The organism is Microbulbifer aggregans, from assembly GCF_020524005.1.
GTDB classification, from domain to species: domain Bacteria; phylum Pseudomonadota; class Gammaproteobacteria; order Pseudomonadales; family Cellvibrionaceae; genus Microbulbifer; species Microbulbifer aggregans_A.
On record NZ_JAIVKK010000001.1, the window covers coordinates 48,604 to 63,380 of the forward strand.

Below are 14,777 nucleotides of genomic sequence, written 5' to 3' on the forward strand. Positions count from 1 at the left end.
ATAAGCGTTTCTGTCTATGTCATGCAGAGTCAGCTTTCGGGAACCGGTTGGTCAATGCCCTTGAGCAGGCCGTGAGTGACCAACGCATCAATCTGGTCATCGCTTAATCCCAGGGATCGCGCTACTTCAAGGCTGTGCTCGCCTGCGGACGGCAGATCCCGGCGGACGCCCAGGCGCCGGCCGGCGAACTCCACTGGCAGGGCCGGCAACCGGGTCTGCTGGCCGTTCTCCAGAGTGACCGGTACCAGGCCTCCAGAGGCGTTAAGGTGCGGGTCGTCAAACAAATCGGCCGGCTTGTTAATGGGGGCGAAGGGAATCCCGGCGCGATCCAGTTTCGCCATCAACTCGGCTTTTGACAGACTCGCAAACAGGGCGCTGATACGCGGGATCAGATGTTCACGCGCGGCAACGCGCCCGGCGTTAGTGCCAAGGGCGGGATCTGCGGCCAGGTCGTCGAGGTCGAATTCTGCACAGAAAGCGCGCCACAGGGTATCGCTCACCACGCCGACGAAAACCCGTTCATTCTCTGCGCTGTGGAAGATGTCGTAGATCGACCAGGCACTGCGGCGAACCGACATCGGAGGTGGCTCTTCGCCGGTTACCGCCTGCTGCGCCATATGTTGGCCTACCAGGTAAGCGGTGGTTTCGAACAGTGAGCTGGTCACCTGCTGGCCGCGTCCGCTGTGCTGGCGTTGCTGTAGCGCTGCCAGAATGGCGATAACCCCGAACATGCCGCCGGTGATGTCGACGACCGAGGTGCCTGCGCGTAGCGGGCGATCCGGCAGGCCGGTCATATAGGCGAGGCCGCCCATCATTTGTGTCACTTCATCCAAAGCCGTGCGGTGTTCGTATGGACCACTGAGGAAGCCCTTGAGTGAGCAGTACACCAGCCGCGGATTACGCGCACTGAGTGCGGTATAGCCAAGCCCGAGCCGATCCATCGCGCCGTGGCGAAAGTTTTCGATGACCACATCGGCTTGGTCCACAAGGCGCAGCGCAATATCTTTGCCTTCGGCAGACTTGAGGTCCAGCGCCAGGCTGCGCTTGTTGCGGTTGTACATGGCGAAATAGCCGGCCCCGGAACCCTGCAGGCGGCGAGTGTTGTCGCCCTGGCAAGGTTCGACTTTGGTGACCTCCGCTCCCAGGTCGGCGAGGATGCCGCCCGCAGCCGGGCCCATCACCATATGGGTAAACTCGACCACCTTGATGCCGGCAAGCGGCAAGTCTTCCTGTTGTGCCATGCAGGGCTCTCCAGTGTCATGCATTGGTTTATGTCGCAATAGGATAATATGTTATAATAATATATCAATAGGTCAAGAAGTGTGGGTGCACAGGGGGTAATGGTGCAGGCTTTGAGAAAACATGGGGGCGATGTGAGTAGAACAGATATTGAAATTAGTGAGGTCGGGCCGCGGGATGGCCTGCAGAGTATTTCCTCAATCATGGCCACGGAAGACAAGAAGCGCTGGATTGCTGCGCTTGCTGCCGCCGGCTTGCGTGAAATCGAAGTTGGTTCATTTGTGCCCGCCAAGGTATTACCACAATTGGCGGATACCGCGGAAATAGTGCGCTATGCCAGGTCCATTGCCGGGTTGAGTGTTGCGGTGCTGGTGCCCAACCTGCGCGGGGCCCAGGATGCGGTCGCGGCCGGCGCGCACAAGCTCACCATTCCGTTATCCGTCAGTGAGACCCATAGTTTGAAGAACCTGCGCAGGACGCATGAACAGGTTCTGGATGAGGTGCGTGGAATCCGCGCGCTGCTTGATCAATTGCCGCCGGAACAGCGCCCCAGTTTTGAGGGTAGCCTTTCAACCTGCTTCGGTTGCACCCTGGAAGGCCCGGTTGCGGAAGATGCCGTGCTGCGGCTGGGTGAGGCTCTGATGGCGGCCGGGTGCGACGAAATCGGCCTGTCGGATACCACTGGCTACGGGAACCCTGTTCAGGTGCGTGGGCTGATCCGAAAGATCTGGTCCAATTTGGGGCGCGATGCATTGCACGGTATCCATTTGCACAATACCCGTGGTCAGGGCCTGGCGAACGTCCTTGCAGCGGTGGAAGCCGGCATTACTACGGTGGATGCTTCCATGGGCGGAATTGGCGGCTGCCCGTTCGCGCCAGGTGCCAGCGGGAATATCGTTACCGAAGACCTGGTATTCCTGCTGGAAGCCATGGGGTATTCGACGGGTGTCGATATGGATCGCCTGCTGCAGGCCCGGCAAATTCTGGCGGCTGCCTTGCCGGATGAACCGTTGTTTGGGTTTGTGCCGGATGCCGGATTGCCTAAGGGGTTCCAGTACGCGAAGAGTGAATTGTCGGCCTTTGCATAAGGCGCTGGGGCGTTTCAGGGGAGCCATGATTTATGGCTCCCTTTTTTATACGGTTTTAAATTGCGCTTTTTCGAATGCTTGTGCAGGTGAAAAAAAGCCGGCAGATATCCCGCCGGCAACAACGATGTACAACGTTGGGAAACGAAATCAGGCAATACGGGCGTAATGGCCGCGATGGAAAATCAGGGGAGCGCGATCCTGGGTATGCATGGCATCTACCCGACCGACCATAATCACGTGGTCGCCGCCTTCGTGGCGGGCAGTGAGGGTACACTGCAGGCGGGCGCAGTACTCGTGCAGTAATGGCACGCCGTATTCATTCATGTGGTAGCCCAGGTCTGAAAACTTGTCGACACCGCGTCGGGCGAACAGGCTGGACAGCTCGTCCTGCTGTTCACTCAGTACGTGGATGGCAAAATGTTTGCAGCGATCGAAGGCGTCAAAGCATCCGGTTTTCTTGTCGATGCACCAGAGGATCAGGGGCGGGTCCAGTGACACGGTATTGAAACTGCTCACCGTCATGCCTACCGCTTCACCGGTATCGCTGCCGGTGGTGACAATGGTCACACCGGTAGCGAACTGGCCGAATACCTGGCGTAGCTGCAGCGGTTCCAGACTGTGTTTGTGCTCCACGATACTGGCGATGTCCGGAGCTAGAAGTTCTGCTTCATTCGACATGATTAGCCCCCAGTTTCAGGTCACCCTGTTCCCAGCGCAGGACGCCGAAGGTGGTGTATTTTTCTTTTTGTGATTGCATAAACTGCCAGGCACAGACAAGGGTGTAATCCTCGTCTACCTGGGTTTCCCGCGACCACAGTTTGAATGCCTCGCCGTACACGTGTCGTACGGAATACAGATAGCGTCCGTAAGACATGCCGTTGCCGTACATGTCGGGACCGTGGTACTGGTGGTGATTGCCATTGCGGGTACGCATCGCTTTCCAGCTGGCATTCACGACACCGCTGATCTCGATGGTCTGTTCGGAATGCAGCAGGTTTAACGGGTTGTGGTGAATGACCACGTCATTGTGGCCCACCAGCTCCTGCTTATCGTTGTAGACCTCAAAGCGCCCGGTAAATCTGCCAGCATGTTTTACCGGCAGGTTGAACGGGCGTTTGCCGTCGAGTTTTTCCTTTTCCAGGAACGCATTGACGCGTTTCTGGGTAGCGGGGTTAGTCTCGTGGTCGTGGGTCACCACGTAGAGGCCGTTAAACACGCCTACCAGGGTGTCGGCTTCGAACAGCTGCGAGGAATATACCTGGATGCCGAGTTCCGGCACCACGTGATTCATGGTGCGTAGATTGACGTTCCAGCCGGGCGAGAAGTAGTTGGAGTCCACCAGGAGTCCGTAGGGGCGGCCGCTACCGAAGAAGTCTGGGCCGGTATAAATCCGATCCTGATCCGAATCGATCACGCCAAAGCGGAACGGGGAGCCGATCTCGAAGCGGTCGTTCAGGGGGCCGGTCGCATCGAAGCGGGTATTCATCCAGTAGGTGGTGCGCCCGTTTTCATACTCGCTGGCCCGGCTTACCTTGTTGTAGCCGACGTGAGTACCATCCGCCTCAAACAGGGATGGCAGGCCGTGCCATTCGCCTTCAATGGCCTGCTGCCAGTTACTGGGTTTGTTGTCGTTGCTCATAGTGCTGCTACCGGTTATGCGCAATCTTTGTGCGCAATGGCTTTATTCTGATGATCTTGCTGCCATCCTAATCTACGGATGGGGTTCCGCCTTGGCAAAAATCAATTCTGCATCATTGGTGGCGCCTGTTCGCTGAAGCTTGCGGCCTGCTGGCAAGCTTCGCCGACCAGTGCAAAACCGAGCAGCAGGCCATTGCTGTCGGTAAAGCGCGCGGCCACGCCCTCGGTGTCCACGCGCTCATAATGCCACTGGCCAACTGCGTTGGCTGGCGGCGGAGACGCGATTACCGGACACAGAGTGGTTTTGATGTGCACCGGCATGTTGTCGTAGTACACCGGTGTGGGTGTGCCCGCGAGCGTGTGCGCCAGAGCGCGCGCACCGGCGAGCAATGGGGCCACGTAGCACAGGTTGTGCCCATCGACCTCTGCGCAGTCGCCTAGTGCGTAGACATGCTCAACCCCGGTGGCCAAATGGCGGTCAGTCAAGATGCCGCGGTTGCAGGGGATGTCGCTTTCCCTTGCCAGTTGTGTGCGTGGGCGCACGCCGATCGCGCTGATAATGCGGTCGACTTGAATGGATGTGCCGTTTTTCAGTGCCGCCGTGATCCCGGCGCCACAGTAATCGAGGGATTCAACTGTAGTGCCGAAGTGGAAGCGGACTCCTGCATCCCTGAGTGCGCTTTCTACCAGGGCGCTGGCTGTCGGTGGCAGCAGGTTGCCCAGTGCGTGTGGTTGCGGTTCGACGACGTGCACCTCGAATCCGGACTGGATCAGGTCGTTGGCATATTCGCAGCCGATCAGGCCGCCACCAATTACCAATACCGATTTGGCTCCGCTGGCGGCAGTGTAAAAGCGCTGGAAGTCCTGCAAATCGTTGATGCGGAAGGTGCAGCCGGCGGCATTGCCGCCAACGGCAACTTCAATCGGCTCCGAGCCCAGTGCCATCACCAGTTTTCCGTAAGGCAGTCGCTGGCTCTGTAGTCCGGTCTCAAGTGTCAGGGTGCGGCTTGCGGTGTCGATGGCGGTTGCCCGGGTGAAAGTGAGCACCTGCGCGTTCAGGGTTTCGGCCATGTGTCGAGCATTTTGGCTGATCAACTGCTCGGGGGTGCGCTGCTTGTGGAAGGCGGTACTGAGCTGTGGTTTGGAATAGCTGTTGCCGTCGTCGGCGGAGATCAGGATCAGTGGCGTGCGCTGGTCGAGTTTGCGCAGTTCCCTGGCGAAGTGATAACCGGCAAGTCCGGTGCCGATGACTACGATCGGCGCTCGCTGGTAGTCGACGGGCTCGTTCAGCGGGCCGGTATTTTCGGCAGTGTGTGGCTGGTTGCTGGGTTCGGTTGCCGGTTGCTCGACGGCGGTCGCGGCGCGGACCTCGATCATTTCGAAGTCATCCTTGCCGACACCGCATTCCGGGCATTGCCAGTCGCTGGGTACGTCTTCCCAGCGGGTCCCCGGGGGAATGCCGTCTTCCGGTGCACCTTTGGATTCGTCGTATACCCAGCCACAAACCAGGCATTCCCAGATTCGATACTCCTGCATGTATTACTTCCCGATCATTACTGTTATTTCGGTCTGCCAACGCAAAATTTCGTGGCGGATAGATGCAGCATAAGAAGGTGTATTTTTTCTGGGGATGACAATTGTCAAGCAGCGAGGGAAAAGGCCCGCGGAAGCGAGCCGAAACCAGGGCGCCAGCGGCTCAGGCGAGATGTTTCCATATGGACGCGGTGAAGGGCTCTTCGTGAACCGGGCCCTCGCTGCCACGTGGGTCCAGCTCGTGGCGGCGGTCACAGGTGGGGGACAGGCGTACACCGCGAGCGGTCAGTGTGCGGGTTGCGACACCGTCGCGGTAGAGCACGGTGTGGCGGACGCGCTGACCGGGAGCGGTGAGCATGATGAAGTCCGGTTCCATATAGACATTGCAGGCCGCATTCAGGCTCAATGCATTGAAGGTAAGGATGCCGACCCCTCCGGATACGCCCACATTTTCATAGGCACCGGGTCCCAGTGGATCGAAAACTAGAAGATCGTCACGCAATTGACCGGTAAAGGTTTTTGCGGTGGGCGCGCGTCCGCGAAAATGGACATTGGTGAGTTGCAGGCGGTGGCCGTCGAAATCCAGGTAGACGAGGTTGTCGAATGGGCTCGGACCCGGGGTCCCGCTACCAGCTGCGGTGTCGTCTTCCAGGGGGCGGCCGTCCAGGTGAAAGAGTTCTACCTGGTCGTGCCAGGTGCCGCGCATCAGCATCAGGTTGTAGCCCACGGAGCCTACGGGAAACGTGGGGTAGTTGCTGGTGGTACTGCCGTTTTCTTGGGGAAAGCGCTCTGACATGTTGGAAGTTTCTTGTGTTAAATATAATAATGATATAACAATAACTCAAAATATCGGCGGCAGCCAGAGGTGTTATCGGCGCGTCAAACCAGTGTAACAACCAAAACAGGAGTGACGTCATGAAAACGGTGGTGATAACAGGCAGTACCCGTGGGATAGGGCGCGGACTTGCGGAAAACTTTCTGGCTAGTGGTTGCCGGGTTGTCATCAGTGCCCGCTCCCAGGAGAAGGTGGATGAAGCCGTTAAAGAATTGCGGGCGGTCCATGGCGAAGCGGCTGTGACGGGAATTGCCTGTGATATCACCTCGGAGCAGGACCTCGCCGGGCTTTGGGCATTCGCGAGCGCTACCGGGCCGGTCGATATCTGGATCAACAACGCGGGCATGAGCATTGTGCGTAAATCCCTGTGGGAACAGTCGGCAGACGATTTGCGTAATATTGTCGATACCAATTTGACGGGCTTGCTGCTGGCCTGCAAGGTGGCGCTGGCGGGAATGCTGGATCAGGGCCACGGACAGATCTGGAATATGGAAGGGTTTGGCAGTACGGGCCAGACAAATGCGGGCATGGCTGCCTACGGTGCGACCAAGCGCGCCCTCAATTACCTCACCGCATCGCTGCAAAAAGAAGTGAAAGGTACGGCGGTGCAGGTCAATACCCTGAGTCCGGGCATTGTAGTCACGGATCTGCTGGTAGGGGATTATGACTTCTCTTCAGCGGAATGGCAGAAGACCCGCAAGATCCTGAATATTCTTGGTGATACTGTCGAGACCGTAACGCCATTTCTTGTGCGCGGCATCCTGGGCGCGCATAAATCAGGCACCCGGGTCGCCTGGCTGACCGGGCGCAAGGCATTCTGGCGTTTCCTTACCGCGGGCTTTAACAAGCGCGACCTTTTTGCCGGTTACGACTCCCAGCCAGCCTGACTTTGCTTCGTTGGGCTCGCCCTTGCCAATCTGGGTGGGCCCGAAACACTTTTCATACCCGCCGCTTTCTCGCCTTTTGGTTACCCCGCATTTCCGCACTGATTCACAGAACCTGTCTTCTTGGATGAGTTCCGCGCCATAGTTTCCGGTTTCCCGGCTCTGGCTATTGCTGGCCTGTAGCGCTTCGCCGTATAAGGTAAAAACATAATGTTATATTAATATAATGTTATGCATATGAGTTTTGATTTGTGGTCTGGTCATATGTCGCCGGAAGGTACTGTTGTGTGCTCTTGTGGTTGAGCCCGTGGTTTGTGTCTGACTCGCGTAGGGTGGTGCCCGGCAGGCCAGAAATTGATGTTGACTTCTTCAGCTTCAAATAAAATCTTAATTGGGAGAGAGCCATGAGGCTTACCACACTTATGCGGGTTTTCGGGCTAGTTTCAGCCCTGTTTGTTTATCATGCGCCAGCGATTGCCGATGCTCAGGCGGAGGTCGATGCGGCGATGACGTCCTCGCCCTCGGTAACCGTATTCCAGAAGCGCGATTTTGTCGGGGTATCACTGTTTTTCGGTTTTGACCCGGTCAATCCGGTTAGTGATCGCGGGCTGATCATTTACCCCGGTGGCTTTGTTGATCCGCGTTCCTACGCGCCGCTGGCTCGCCATTTTGCGGATCAGGGGATTCCTTCTGCAGTGGTCACGCCGCCCTTCAATTTTGGTTTTCTTGGCACCCATTACGGTACTTACGTGAAAAACTACTGGCGCGGCGAAGTGACGGACTGGGTAGTGGCTGGGCACTCACTGGGCGGCACGGTGGCGGCATTGTGGGTGGATAACAACCGGGCTCCCTCCGATGGTATTGCTGCGCTGGTACTTCTGGCGTCCTATCCGGATGCGACGGTTGACCTGTCGGATATCACTATTCCGGTAGTTTCGATCTGGGGTTCGGAGGATGGTCTTACCACGGAAAGTGATATTGATGGCAGTCGTGACCAGTTACCTGCGACTACTCGTTTCGTGCGGATTGACGGTGGTAACCATACGCAATTTTATTACACCGATACGTTGCAGAATAACGATAACCCGGCGCTGATTACCCGCGATGCCCAGCAGGCCATTGTGGAGCAGGAGATCACTTCCCTGTTGAATTAATCCGGATCTATACATGTGCCCCGCACCGATCCCTCATTTTATTGAGGGGCTGGTGTGGGCCTTTTTTTTCAGGACGGTCTGATGCTCAGTGCGATTTTTTTCCTGTTATGCCTGTCTCACGTCGGACTGCTTCTGTGGACGCGGCAACTTAAGGGTGCCGGTTTTCCACTGCTGTTCCTACGTTGCCTGTTATTGACTTTGGCGTTCGACAATCTGGTGGTCGGGTTAGGGCCGTATCTTCTTCCTTCTGGTATTTATGACATCCTGAGCACATTGCGATTCTGGGGGCACGCGATCCTGCTGCCATTGTTGTTGGTGTTTGTCGCGTCTGCTTGGTGCGGGTTCACCGGGAGCAGCCCGGTGTGGCCCGTGCGACTGGCGTGGATACTTGCGGGTCTGGCGATCGCCTATGGATATTTCTTTGATCTGGCGTCGTTGTCATTGGCGCCAGCGGAGTATTACCCAAGGCTGGTCGCCACTGACGGACAACCGCCGTATGCCACGATTATCGTCAATCTACTGGTTGTTATTACCGGTGCCTGGGTGTGGCGCCTAGCGAGTTGGCCCTGGCTGTTTTTGGGGGCGCTGCAAATCTTTGTTATCAATGGGGCACTGGCCGGACGTGAATGGGGCTTTATCGCGGGGAATGCCGCGGAGCTGTTATTCGCAGTTTCCCTGTTGGGTACACTAAAGCGTGTGATGAATTTGCAGGGTCACAGTACAGTGGGTCCGGCTGGCTCTATCTCTGCGTCGCTTCATGCGGTTTCTGTTCGTCCGGGAGGGAGAAATTGAATTCCGGACAATAAAAAGCCCGCAATTGCGGGCTTTTTATTTGTATGTGCACTCGGCGTATGTTGTGCACCAATCAGGTGGCCGGTTCACCCGCTAGTGGGGCAGGTTGCCCGAGGCTTGCGGTGCGGCGCTCAAGGATGATGGCCCAAATCAGTACGAGCAGGGCAACCCCGCTGAAAAACACAAACGGGCCGGATGCGCGCCAGGTATCAAAAAGGTAACCGCCGGCTACGCTGGCGACGAGAATGCCTACAGCGCCCGACAGTGTGAAGAATCCAATCACGGCACCCCGGTGGGACTCGGGGGCCTGCTGGGCGACCAAAACGCCGCTGGTTATGATGCAGCCAATTTCGCCAAGGCCAATCAGTGCGGCGCAGACAATCATCCCGGTAGTGAAAGGATCCGTGATGAATATGGTGGAGCCATAACCGATCGCGGAAATCAGCAGGGCAATGATCAGTGCGCGCACTCGGGAAATTTTATCCGCAAGTACTCCAAACAGCGGGGCGGCAAGCAGCGCACATCCCTGGGCGATGCCAACGATCATACCTGCGCGCGCCAGAGCCTCGGCGCGGCTCATGCCCATTTCCGTTGTGCCGTAATTGGTCACCCACAGAGTAAAGAAAGTGCCGACGATCATCAGGTTGCCGCGGGCTACGAATGATGCGCCGTAGGCAAGGGCAATGCTCGGATCCCGTGCGGCTTTCAGTCCATTGCGGGTGATACTGACCAGGCTTTCACTGTGTTCACTTTGTGTGCGCGCGCCTGGTTTGAGGCCGACCAGCATGAGTACCCCGGTAATGAAGGAAACCACGGCAACGATACTGTAGGTCTGGATACCTGCTTCCTGAGCGGTGGCGCCGGATTTTTGCAAAATCGCCGGAAGTTGGAGCAGCAGGAAGACGCAGATCATCGCGCCAACGCCGTTCATTACACCCTGCAGTCCGGTGGCTCGGCCGCGGCTTTCATCCCTTACATAATCGGCCACCAGTGCGACGATGGTGGTGGTTACCGCTGCCAGTCCAATCGCATAACCCAGCCGCACAAACAGCAGCTCGGTAATATCTCGTGCATGGGGATACAGGGCGATACCGCCCGACATCACCAGAAAACCAAATCCTGTGATCGGTCGGCGGCCAAAGCGATCAGAAAGTGGGCCAAAGATGGCCACCGCAATGATGATGGCGATTTCCGCCCAGAAATTCAGCAGGCCGCTGACCATGCCGTGCCGTTCCGGAGGGATTCCGAGAAACTCCGTCAGCAGGAAGGGCTGGCTCTGTGGAATGAACGAGGCGAACATGATGGTCGCCAGGCAGGCGAAATAAAAGGTGAGAACATTGGTTCCGGATACGTCGTTCTCGAGATGGAGGCCGAGAAGTCGGCGTTCCTGTTGTTGGGCCATGGTGATGCCTCTCTAAAGGGATATAGGCGTATGGTTCGTGTTCTGGCTTGGGTGCGTGTTCTGGTTTGATTGTTACGTTACATCATCATATTTGGATTTCCGGACAAAAGATATAATGTTAGTCTTTTATAACAATTGATAGTAATTTATCGGTAAACACAGTCTCTCTTGCATTGCGGGGGAGCGGGCTTTGGCAGAGGCAGGTCGTAAAATGAACAATAAAACCATTCGTGTTGCAGCGGCGCAATTTCATGTAGGTACTGACGTTGACCATAATCTGGCTACGGTGTTGCGTATGCTGGATCGCGCAGCAGAAGTGCAGCCGGATCTCGTGGTGCTGCCGGAGTTCTGCAATTACCTGTCCTGGTACGATGACCAGGCGCACTGCGCTGACGTGTCCGTAACACTGGACGGGCCGTTTTTGCAGGCCGTGTCAGAGAAAGCGCGCAGTCTTGGGATTCACGTGGTGATCAACTGTACTGTACTGCGTGAAGACGGCACAGTAACTGGCTCGAGCCTGCTGTACTCCCCTGAGGGACAGCTGCTTGCCGATAACACCAAACAGATTTATATCGGCCATGAAAATGATTTCCTCGAGCCTGCGCATGAGCCGGGGCCGGTAGTCGAAACACCGTTGGGGCGGATCGGGCTTTACGCCTGTATGGATGGCGTAATCAATGAGCCGCCGCGCACCCTGGCCCTGCGTGGTGCGCAGGTTCTGTGTAACAGTTACAACTCCTTTGCCGGAGATGAGGGTTCCCTGCATGTGCCGGTGCGCGCGCCGGAAAACCGGGTCTTTATCGTTGCCGCCAACAAGGTCGGCCCCCTTGTCCCTGAGGCGATACTGGTGCCGGTGAGTGAGGCCACCGGTATCCCGCAAAAATTCCTGCATGGTGCAGGGGAGAGCCAGATCGTTGCTCCAGATGGTGAGGTATTGGCCTGTGCCTCGATGGATCAGGAAGAGATTGTTTTTGCGGACATCGAGCCGGCATTGGCCGACGACAAGCATCGCGCCGATGGAACCGATATTTTTGCCTGCCGCCGCCCAGAATTGTACGCATCGATCGGCCAGGATCCGTCAGGGCAGTCCTACCCGCAGTGGCGTGGGGCCGAGTCCGTTTCCGCCGCCGTGGTTGATCCGCTTTGCGGCGGGCGCGATGGCCTGCGTGAAGCAGTGGCATTGGCCGGAAAAGCCGTGGAGGGTGGGGCCAGGCTGGTTGCTGTGCCGCCGCTGCTGGGTGCGGAAGCTATCGCGGCGGACCTCCCTGCCGCGCTGGATTTTGCCGGTGAAGTCGTGGAGTCGCTGCGTCAGTGCTGTGATGACGAATGTTACGTATCCACGGCCTTGCCGATGCGTGGTGAAGACGGGGAGAACCGTTACTGTGCAGTATTGATCGGCGCCAATGGCGTAGTGCTCAGCCAGGGGCAGGTACACCGCAGTGAGCGCTTTGCGTGGTCTGCGCCGACTGCCGGTTTTGACAGTGCGGAATTGCCATTCGCGCGCGTTGCGGTGATGACTTCGGATGACAGTATTTACCCCGAGAGCTTCCGCCTGCTGGCGCTGGCGGGTGTCGATACCGCTGTGGTACCGCTGGACCCTCTGGAAGCCTGGGAGTTGCGCACCGGGTTGCTGGAGCGCTCCGCAGAGAATCGCATCAACCTGCTGGCTGCGGCCATCGGTTCGACGTTAGGGCGGGGGTTTGCCACGGCCTTGCAGCGCGACTTTACCGTGCTCACGCCATGGAAAGAGCGGGCCTTTGACGGTCTGCTCAGTCAGCCCGAGCTCTTCCGGATGGAAGACGGTCAGCAATTGCTCCCTGTGACGCTATTCCCGGCTGCCGCCGAAAACAAAGAGGTGTCCCGAAATACCGACTTGGTAAGCAGTCGTCCCTGGAAGTTGTGCGGCGCCATTACGGCAACCTGAACCGCTTCAAATGTCGCGCAGCGTCTTATTGAGAATTATCAATGTGGCGCTGTGTCGACTTGCCCAAAATCCCCTACCAACAAGCGATAAAAACCGGAGTCAATTATGAGTGCTGCTTCACTGCCAGAGGCGCTGGCCAGGAAAACCCGTGATCGGGTGATTGAAACCCTCGGGCTAACTGAAGTACGCGGCGACGACAAGGGTCCTTATCTGACTTTGGAAAGCCATGCCCCTATGGCGCAGGGAAAGGTTGGTGAGGTTCGTGTGTATGACGGTGGATCCCTGCAGAAATTGGTCACCTGCGCACTTGTGGTTCCGCAGATTGGCCTTGACTCCCATATGCTGTTCGCATTTACGCCCGCCGAGAGTGCTGTGCCGCATTTCACACTCGATTCCGTTGGTGCCGGCCCCCACTGTGCATTCCATCTCGATCTTGTTCCCCGTCTCGATCTCGGCGCGAATCTCGCCTATATGGATGAGGTGTATACGCCATTGACCGAGACGTGCAAAGCCACGCGGGCAATGGAAGGGTTGAGCGCAGCGCAGCTGGATATCCGGCAGTTGGCGGTTATGTCGCCCTGGATGCTGGTCCATCGCGCTACCGCGGAAGCCTTTTCAAAAATCGATGACACTGTGGATGCCTATCTAGATCACTGGTTTGCACTATTGGAAAAAGGTGTGAGCGACAAGGCTCTGGAGGCGGTGGACAGCGCGCAACTGGCAGAGCGGGACCGCCGCAACCGTGAAATTATTTTCGATCCGGATGTCGACAAGGTCTGGAATCAGATCGGTGGCCTGATTGGCAGTGAAAGCAGTGACGCATTGCGATCTCTGCTGAAAAACAACACCTGAAGACAAGCTTCTGAAAGCAAAGAATTGACAATCGTGCCTGGAGTATTTGTCACGACGTTGTAGAGATCACAAAGAATTAAACGGGTAGGGGAAAGCAATGAAACTGACCGGTGAGATACTGCTTGAGGATATGAGCGAGGCCGAGCGTGCCCGTGCGGAAGTTGTGGAATCGGTGTTGCCAGCAGTGCGCGAGGCTGCGCCCGAGGTGGATGCCAATGCCCAGTTTCATATGCCCCACGTGCGTCAGTTCAGTGAATCCGGTCTGTTGGGGCTGATTATTCCCACTGAATATGGTGGCCTCGGCGGCGGACTTCGAGATCTGGCTGCGGCCTGTTTCGCACTGGGTTCTGCCTGTCCTTCTACGGCGCTGGCCTTCTTTTTCCATTGCAGTGCGGCCTCCCGCGGTCTGCTGGCGATGGAGGCGCTGGACGCCGGGCTGTTTACTGAAGACGAGGCGCCCCAAGTGCGCCAGTTCGCCGAACGTGTGTTGTATGGCATGGGGCGCGACGGCTTCTGGTTTGCGAATTTTGCCAGCGAGTCGGTGAAATCTGAAAAGGCTGCGGTAACTATCAGTACCGAGGCGCGCAAGGTGGAGGGTGGCTACCTGCTCAACGGAGTAAAGTCTTTCGGTACCGGCACTGGGGTCGCTGACAAGTACCTGGTCACCGCCAGCCTTGAGGGATTCGACACCGCGGAAGGCCTGTGTACTTTCTTTGTGGATCGTGACGGAGATGGTGTGCGCCCGCGCGCCCCCTGGGATGCCATCGGTATGCGCGGAACCAGTTCCGGCGGCATCGTGCTGGAAAATTATTTTGTGCCGGAAGACATGTCCCTTGCCATTCCTGGTGCTTTTACCCGCTGCATGCAGATGAGCCGGGGCAGCTTTGTTGGCAACCAGATGGCTGCGGTTTGTGGCTATGCCGGTGCAGCGCACACGGCTTACCAGAATGTGCTCAAACATCTTACCGAGAAAAAATTCGCCGATACCGGCAAGCCCATTGGAACGGCACCCTATCAGCAGGAGCTGATCGGCAACATGATGGTCGACCTGCAGACATCGCTGCTGTGGTTGCGCCGCCAGTTGCAGCTGGAATCCAGCGAGCCACCAATTGCCAATAAGCACGAAGTGGTCAAGCAGTGGCGGTTGTGCAAAGGGGTTGTGGCGGAGTCCGGATTCCGAATCGCTGCCAACGCCCTCAAGGCCAGCGGTACTTCGGGCACCATGGGTGACCCGGCGCGTTTCCTGCGTGAATTGACCATGGGCATTGTGCAGGCCTTCCCGGCCGAGCGCGGCCGCCTGATGGCGGCGCAAATGGAAGTGGAAGGTGCCGAGCAAAACCTGTTTGGCGTTAGTGACAAGGTTGAGGAACAAAAAAACGCGGAGCAAAAATCTGCGAATCAGAAAGTTGCAGAGCAGCAGGCCTGAGCGGAGTCAC

General features: G+C 57.3%; 13 protein-coding genes. 7 read left to right on the forward strand and 6 right to left on the reverse strand.

The features are described 5' to 3' along the window. Positions 1-29: 29 nt before the first annotated feature. A complete protein-coding gene (locus LC093_RS00200) occupies positions 30-1,241 on the reverse strand; it encodes a CaiB/BaiF CoA transferase family protein (protein ID WP_226660796.1) in 1,212 nt (403 codons plus the stop codon). A gap of 132 nt (positions 1,242-1,373) precedes the next feature. Here LC093_RS00200 and LC093_RS00205 point away from each other — a divergent pair, with 132 nt between their 5' ends. Further along, entirely contained in the window at positions 1,374-2,327 is a 954-nt protein-coding gene (locus LC093_RS00205; protein WP_226660798.1) for a hydroxymethylglutaryl-CoA lyase, read from the forward strand. A gap of 147 nt (positions 2,328-2,474) precedes the next feature. Here the strand turns inward: LC093_RS00205 and LC093_RS00210 are convergent, their stop codons facing one another. The 4 genes from LC093_RS00210 to LC093_RS00225 all read right to left on the reverse strand — a co-directional run bounded on the left by LC093_RS00210 (position 2,475) and on the right by LC093_RS00225 (position 6,294). Then, entirely contained in the window at positions 2,475-3,005 is a 531-nt protein-coding gene (locus LC093_RS00210) for a flavin reductase family protein (RefSeq protein WP_226660800.1), read from the reverse strand. Beyond that, positions 2,995-3,966, reverse strand: coding sequence for a hypothetical protein (locus tag LC093_RS00215; protein ID WP_226660802.1), 972 nt, complete (start codon positions 3,964-3,966; stop codon positions 2,995-2,997). The genes LC093_RS00210 and LC093_RS00215 overlap by 11 nt, the downstream gene beginning before the upstream one ends. Positions 3,967-4,067: 101 nt before the next feature. Beyond that, complete coding sequence (locus LC093_RS00220; protein ID WP_226660803.1) at positions 4,068-5,501, reverse strand: FAD-dependent oxidoreductase; 1,434 nt, start codon at positions 5,499-5,501, stop codon at positions 4,068-4,070. A 160-nt stretch (positions 5,502-5,661) separates the two neighbouring features. After that, positions 5,662-6,294 carry a hypothetical protein gene (locus LC093_RS00225; RefSeq protein WP_226660806.1) on the reverse strand — a complete coding sequence of 211 codons (633 nt, stop codon included), beginning with the start codon at positions 6,292-6,294 and terminating at the stop codon, positions 5,662-5,664. Between the two features lie 119 nt (positions 6,295-6,413). On the opposite strand from LC093_RS00225, the gene LC093_RS00230 reads away from it, so the two are divergent. The 3 genes from LC093_RS00230 to LC093_RS00240 all read left to right on the forward strand — a co-directional run bounded on the left by LC093_RS00230 (position 6,414) and on the right by LC093_RS00240 (position 9,163). Further along, positions 6,414-7,220 carry an SDR family NAD(P)-dependent oxidoreductase gene (locus LC093_RS00230; protein ID WP_226660808.1) on the forward strand — a complete coding sequence of 269 codons (807 nt, stop codon included), beginning with the start codon at positions 6,414-6,416 and terminating at the stop codon, positions 7,218-7,220. Between the two features lie 401 nt (positions 7,221-7,621). Continuing rightward, positions 7,622-8,371 carry an alpha/beta hydrolase gene (locus LC093_RS00235; RefSeq protein WP_226660810.1) on the forward strand — a complete coding sequence of 250 codons (750 nt, stop codon included), beginning with the start codon at positions 7,622-7,624 and terminating at the stop codon, positions 8,369-8,371. 81 nt (positions 8,372-8,452) lie between these two features. Next, positions 8,453-9,163, forward strand: coding sequence for a hypothetical protein (locus LC093_RS00240; protein WP_226660812.1), 711 nt, complete (start codon positions 8,453-8,455; stop codon positions 9,161-9,163). A 73-nt stretch (positions 9,164-9,236) separates the two neighbouring features. Here the strand turns inward: LC093_RS00240 and LC093_RS00245 are convergent, their stop codons facing one another. Then, positions 9,237-10,565, reverse strand: a complete 1,329-nt coding sequence (locus LC093_RS00245; RefSeq protein WP_226660814.1) for an MFS transporter — start codon at positions 10,563-10,565, stop codon at positions 9,237-9,239. Between the two features lie 211 nt (positions 10,566-10,776). Here LC093_RS00245 and LC093_RS00250 point away from each other — a divergent pair, with 211 nt between their 5' ends. The 3 genes from LC093_RS00250 to LC093_RS00260 all read left to right on the forward strand — a co-directional run bounded on the left by LC093_RS00250 (position 10,777) and on the right by LC093_RS00260 (position 14,767). After that, positions 10,777-12,489, forward strand: coding sequence for a nitrilase-related carbon-nitrogen hydrolase (locus LC093_RS00250; protein WP_226660816.1), 1,713 nt, complete (start codon positions 10,777-10,779; stop codon positions 12,487-12,489). Between the two features lie 105 nt (positions 12,490-12,594). Further along, positions 12,595-13,341: a hypothetical protein gene (locus LC093_RS00255; protein ID WP_226660819.1), complete on the forward strand. Its 747-nt coding sequence runs from the start codon at positions 12,595-12,597 to the stop codon at positions 13,339-13,341. 97 nt (positions 13,342-13,438) lie between these two features. Continuing rightward, the gene (locus LC093_RS00260) at positions 13,439-14,767 is read left to right on the forward strand and encodes an acyl-CoA dehydrogenase family protein (protein WP_226660821.1); all 1,329 of its coding nucleotides are present in this window, start codon (positions 13,439-13,441) and stop codon (positions 14,765-14,767) included. The last annotated feature ends 10 nt before the right edge of the window (positions 14,768-14,777 follow it).

Excerpts from the sequence above, each read along its gene's own strand:
- LC093_RS00200 (WP_226660796.1), bottom strand. The coding sequence starts at position 1,241 with ATGGCACAACAGGAAGACTTGCCGCTTGCCGGCATCAAGGTGGTCGAG.
- LC093_RS00210 (WP_226660800.1), bottom strand. The coding sequence starts at position 3,005 with ATGTCGAATGAAGCAGAACTTCTAGCTCCGGACATCGCCAGTATCGTG.
- LC093_RS00215 (WP_226660802.1), bottom strand. The coding sequence starts at position 3,966 with ATGAGCAACGACAACAAACCCAGTAACTGGCAGCAGGCCATTGAAGGC.
- LC093_RS00220 (WP_226660803.1), bottom strand. The coding sequence starts at position 5,501 with ATGCAGGAGTATCGAATCTGGGAATGCCTGGTTTGTGGCTGGGTATAC.
- LC093_RS00225 (WP_226660806.1), bottom strand. The coding sequence starts at position 6,294 with ATGTCAGAGCGCTTTCCCCAAGAAAACGGCAGTACCACCAGCAACTAC.
- LC093_RS00230 (WP_226660808.1), top strand. The coding sequence starts at position 6,414 with ATGAAAACGGTGGTGATAACAGGCAGTACCCGTGGGATAGGGCGCGGA.
- LC093_RS00235 (WP_226660810.1), top strand. The coding sequence starts at position 7,622 with ATGAGGCTTACCACACTTATGCGGGTTTTCGGGCTAGTTTCAGCCCTG.
- LC093_RS00240 (WP_226660812.1), top strand. The coding sequence starts at position 8,453 with ATGCTCAGTGCGATTTTTTTCCTGTTATGCCTGTCTCACGTCGGACTG.
- LC093_RS00245 (WP_226660814.1), bottom strand. The coding sequence starts at position 10,565 with ATGGCCCAACAACAGGAACGCCGACTTCTCGGCCTCCATCTCGAGAAC.
- LC093_RS00250 (WP_226660816.1), top strand. The coding sequence starts at position 10,777 with ATGAACAATAAAACCATTCGTGTTGCAGCGGCGCAATTTCATGTAGGT.
- LC093_RS00255 (WP_226660819.1), top strand. The coding sequence starts at position 12,595 with ATGAGTGCTGCTTCACTGCCAGAGGCGCTGGCCAGGAAAACCCGTGAT.
- LC093_RS00260 (WP_226660821.1), top strand. The coding sequence starts at position 13,439 with ATGAAACTGACCGGTGAGATACTGCTTGAGGATATGAGCGAGGCCGAG.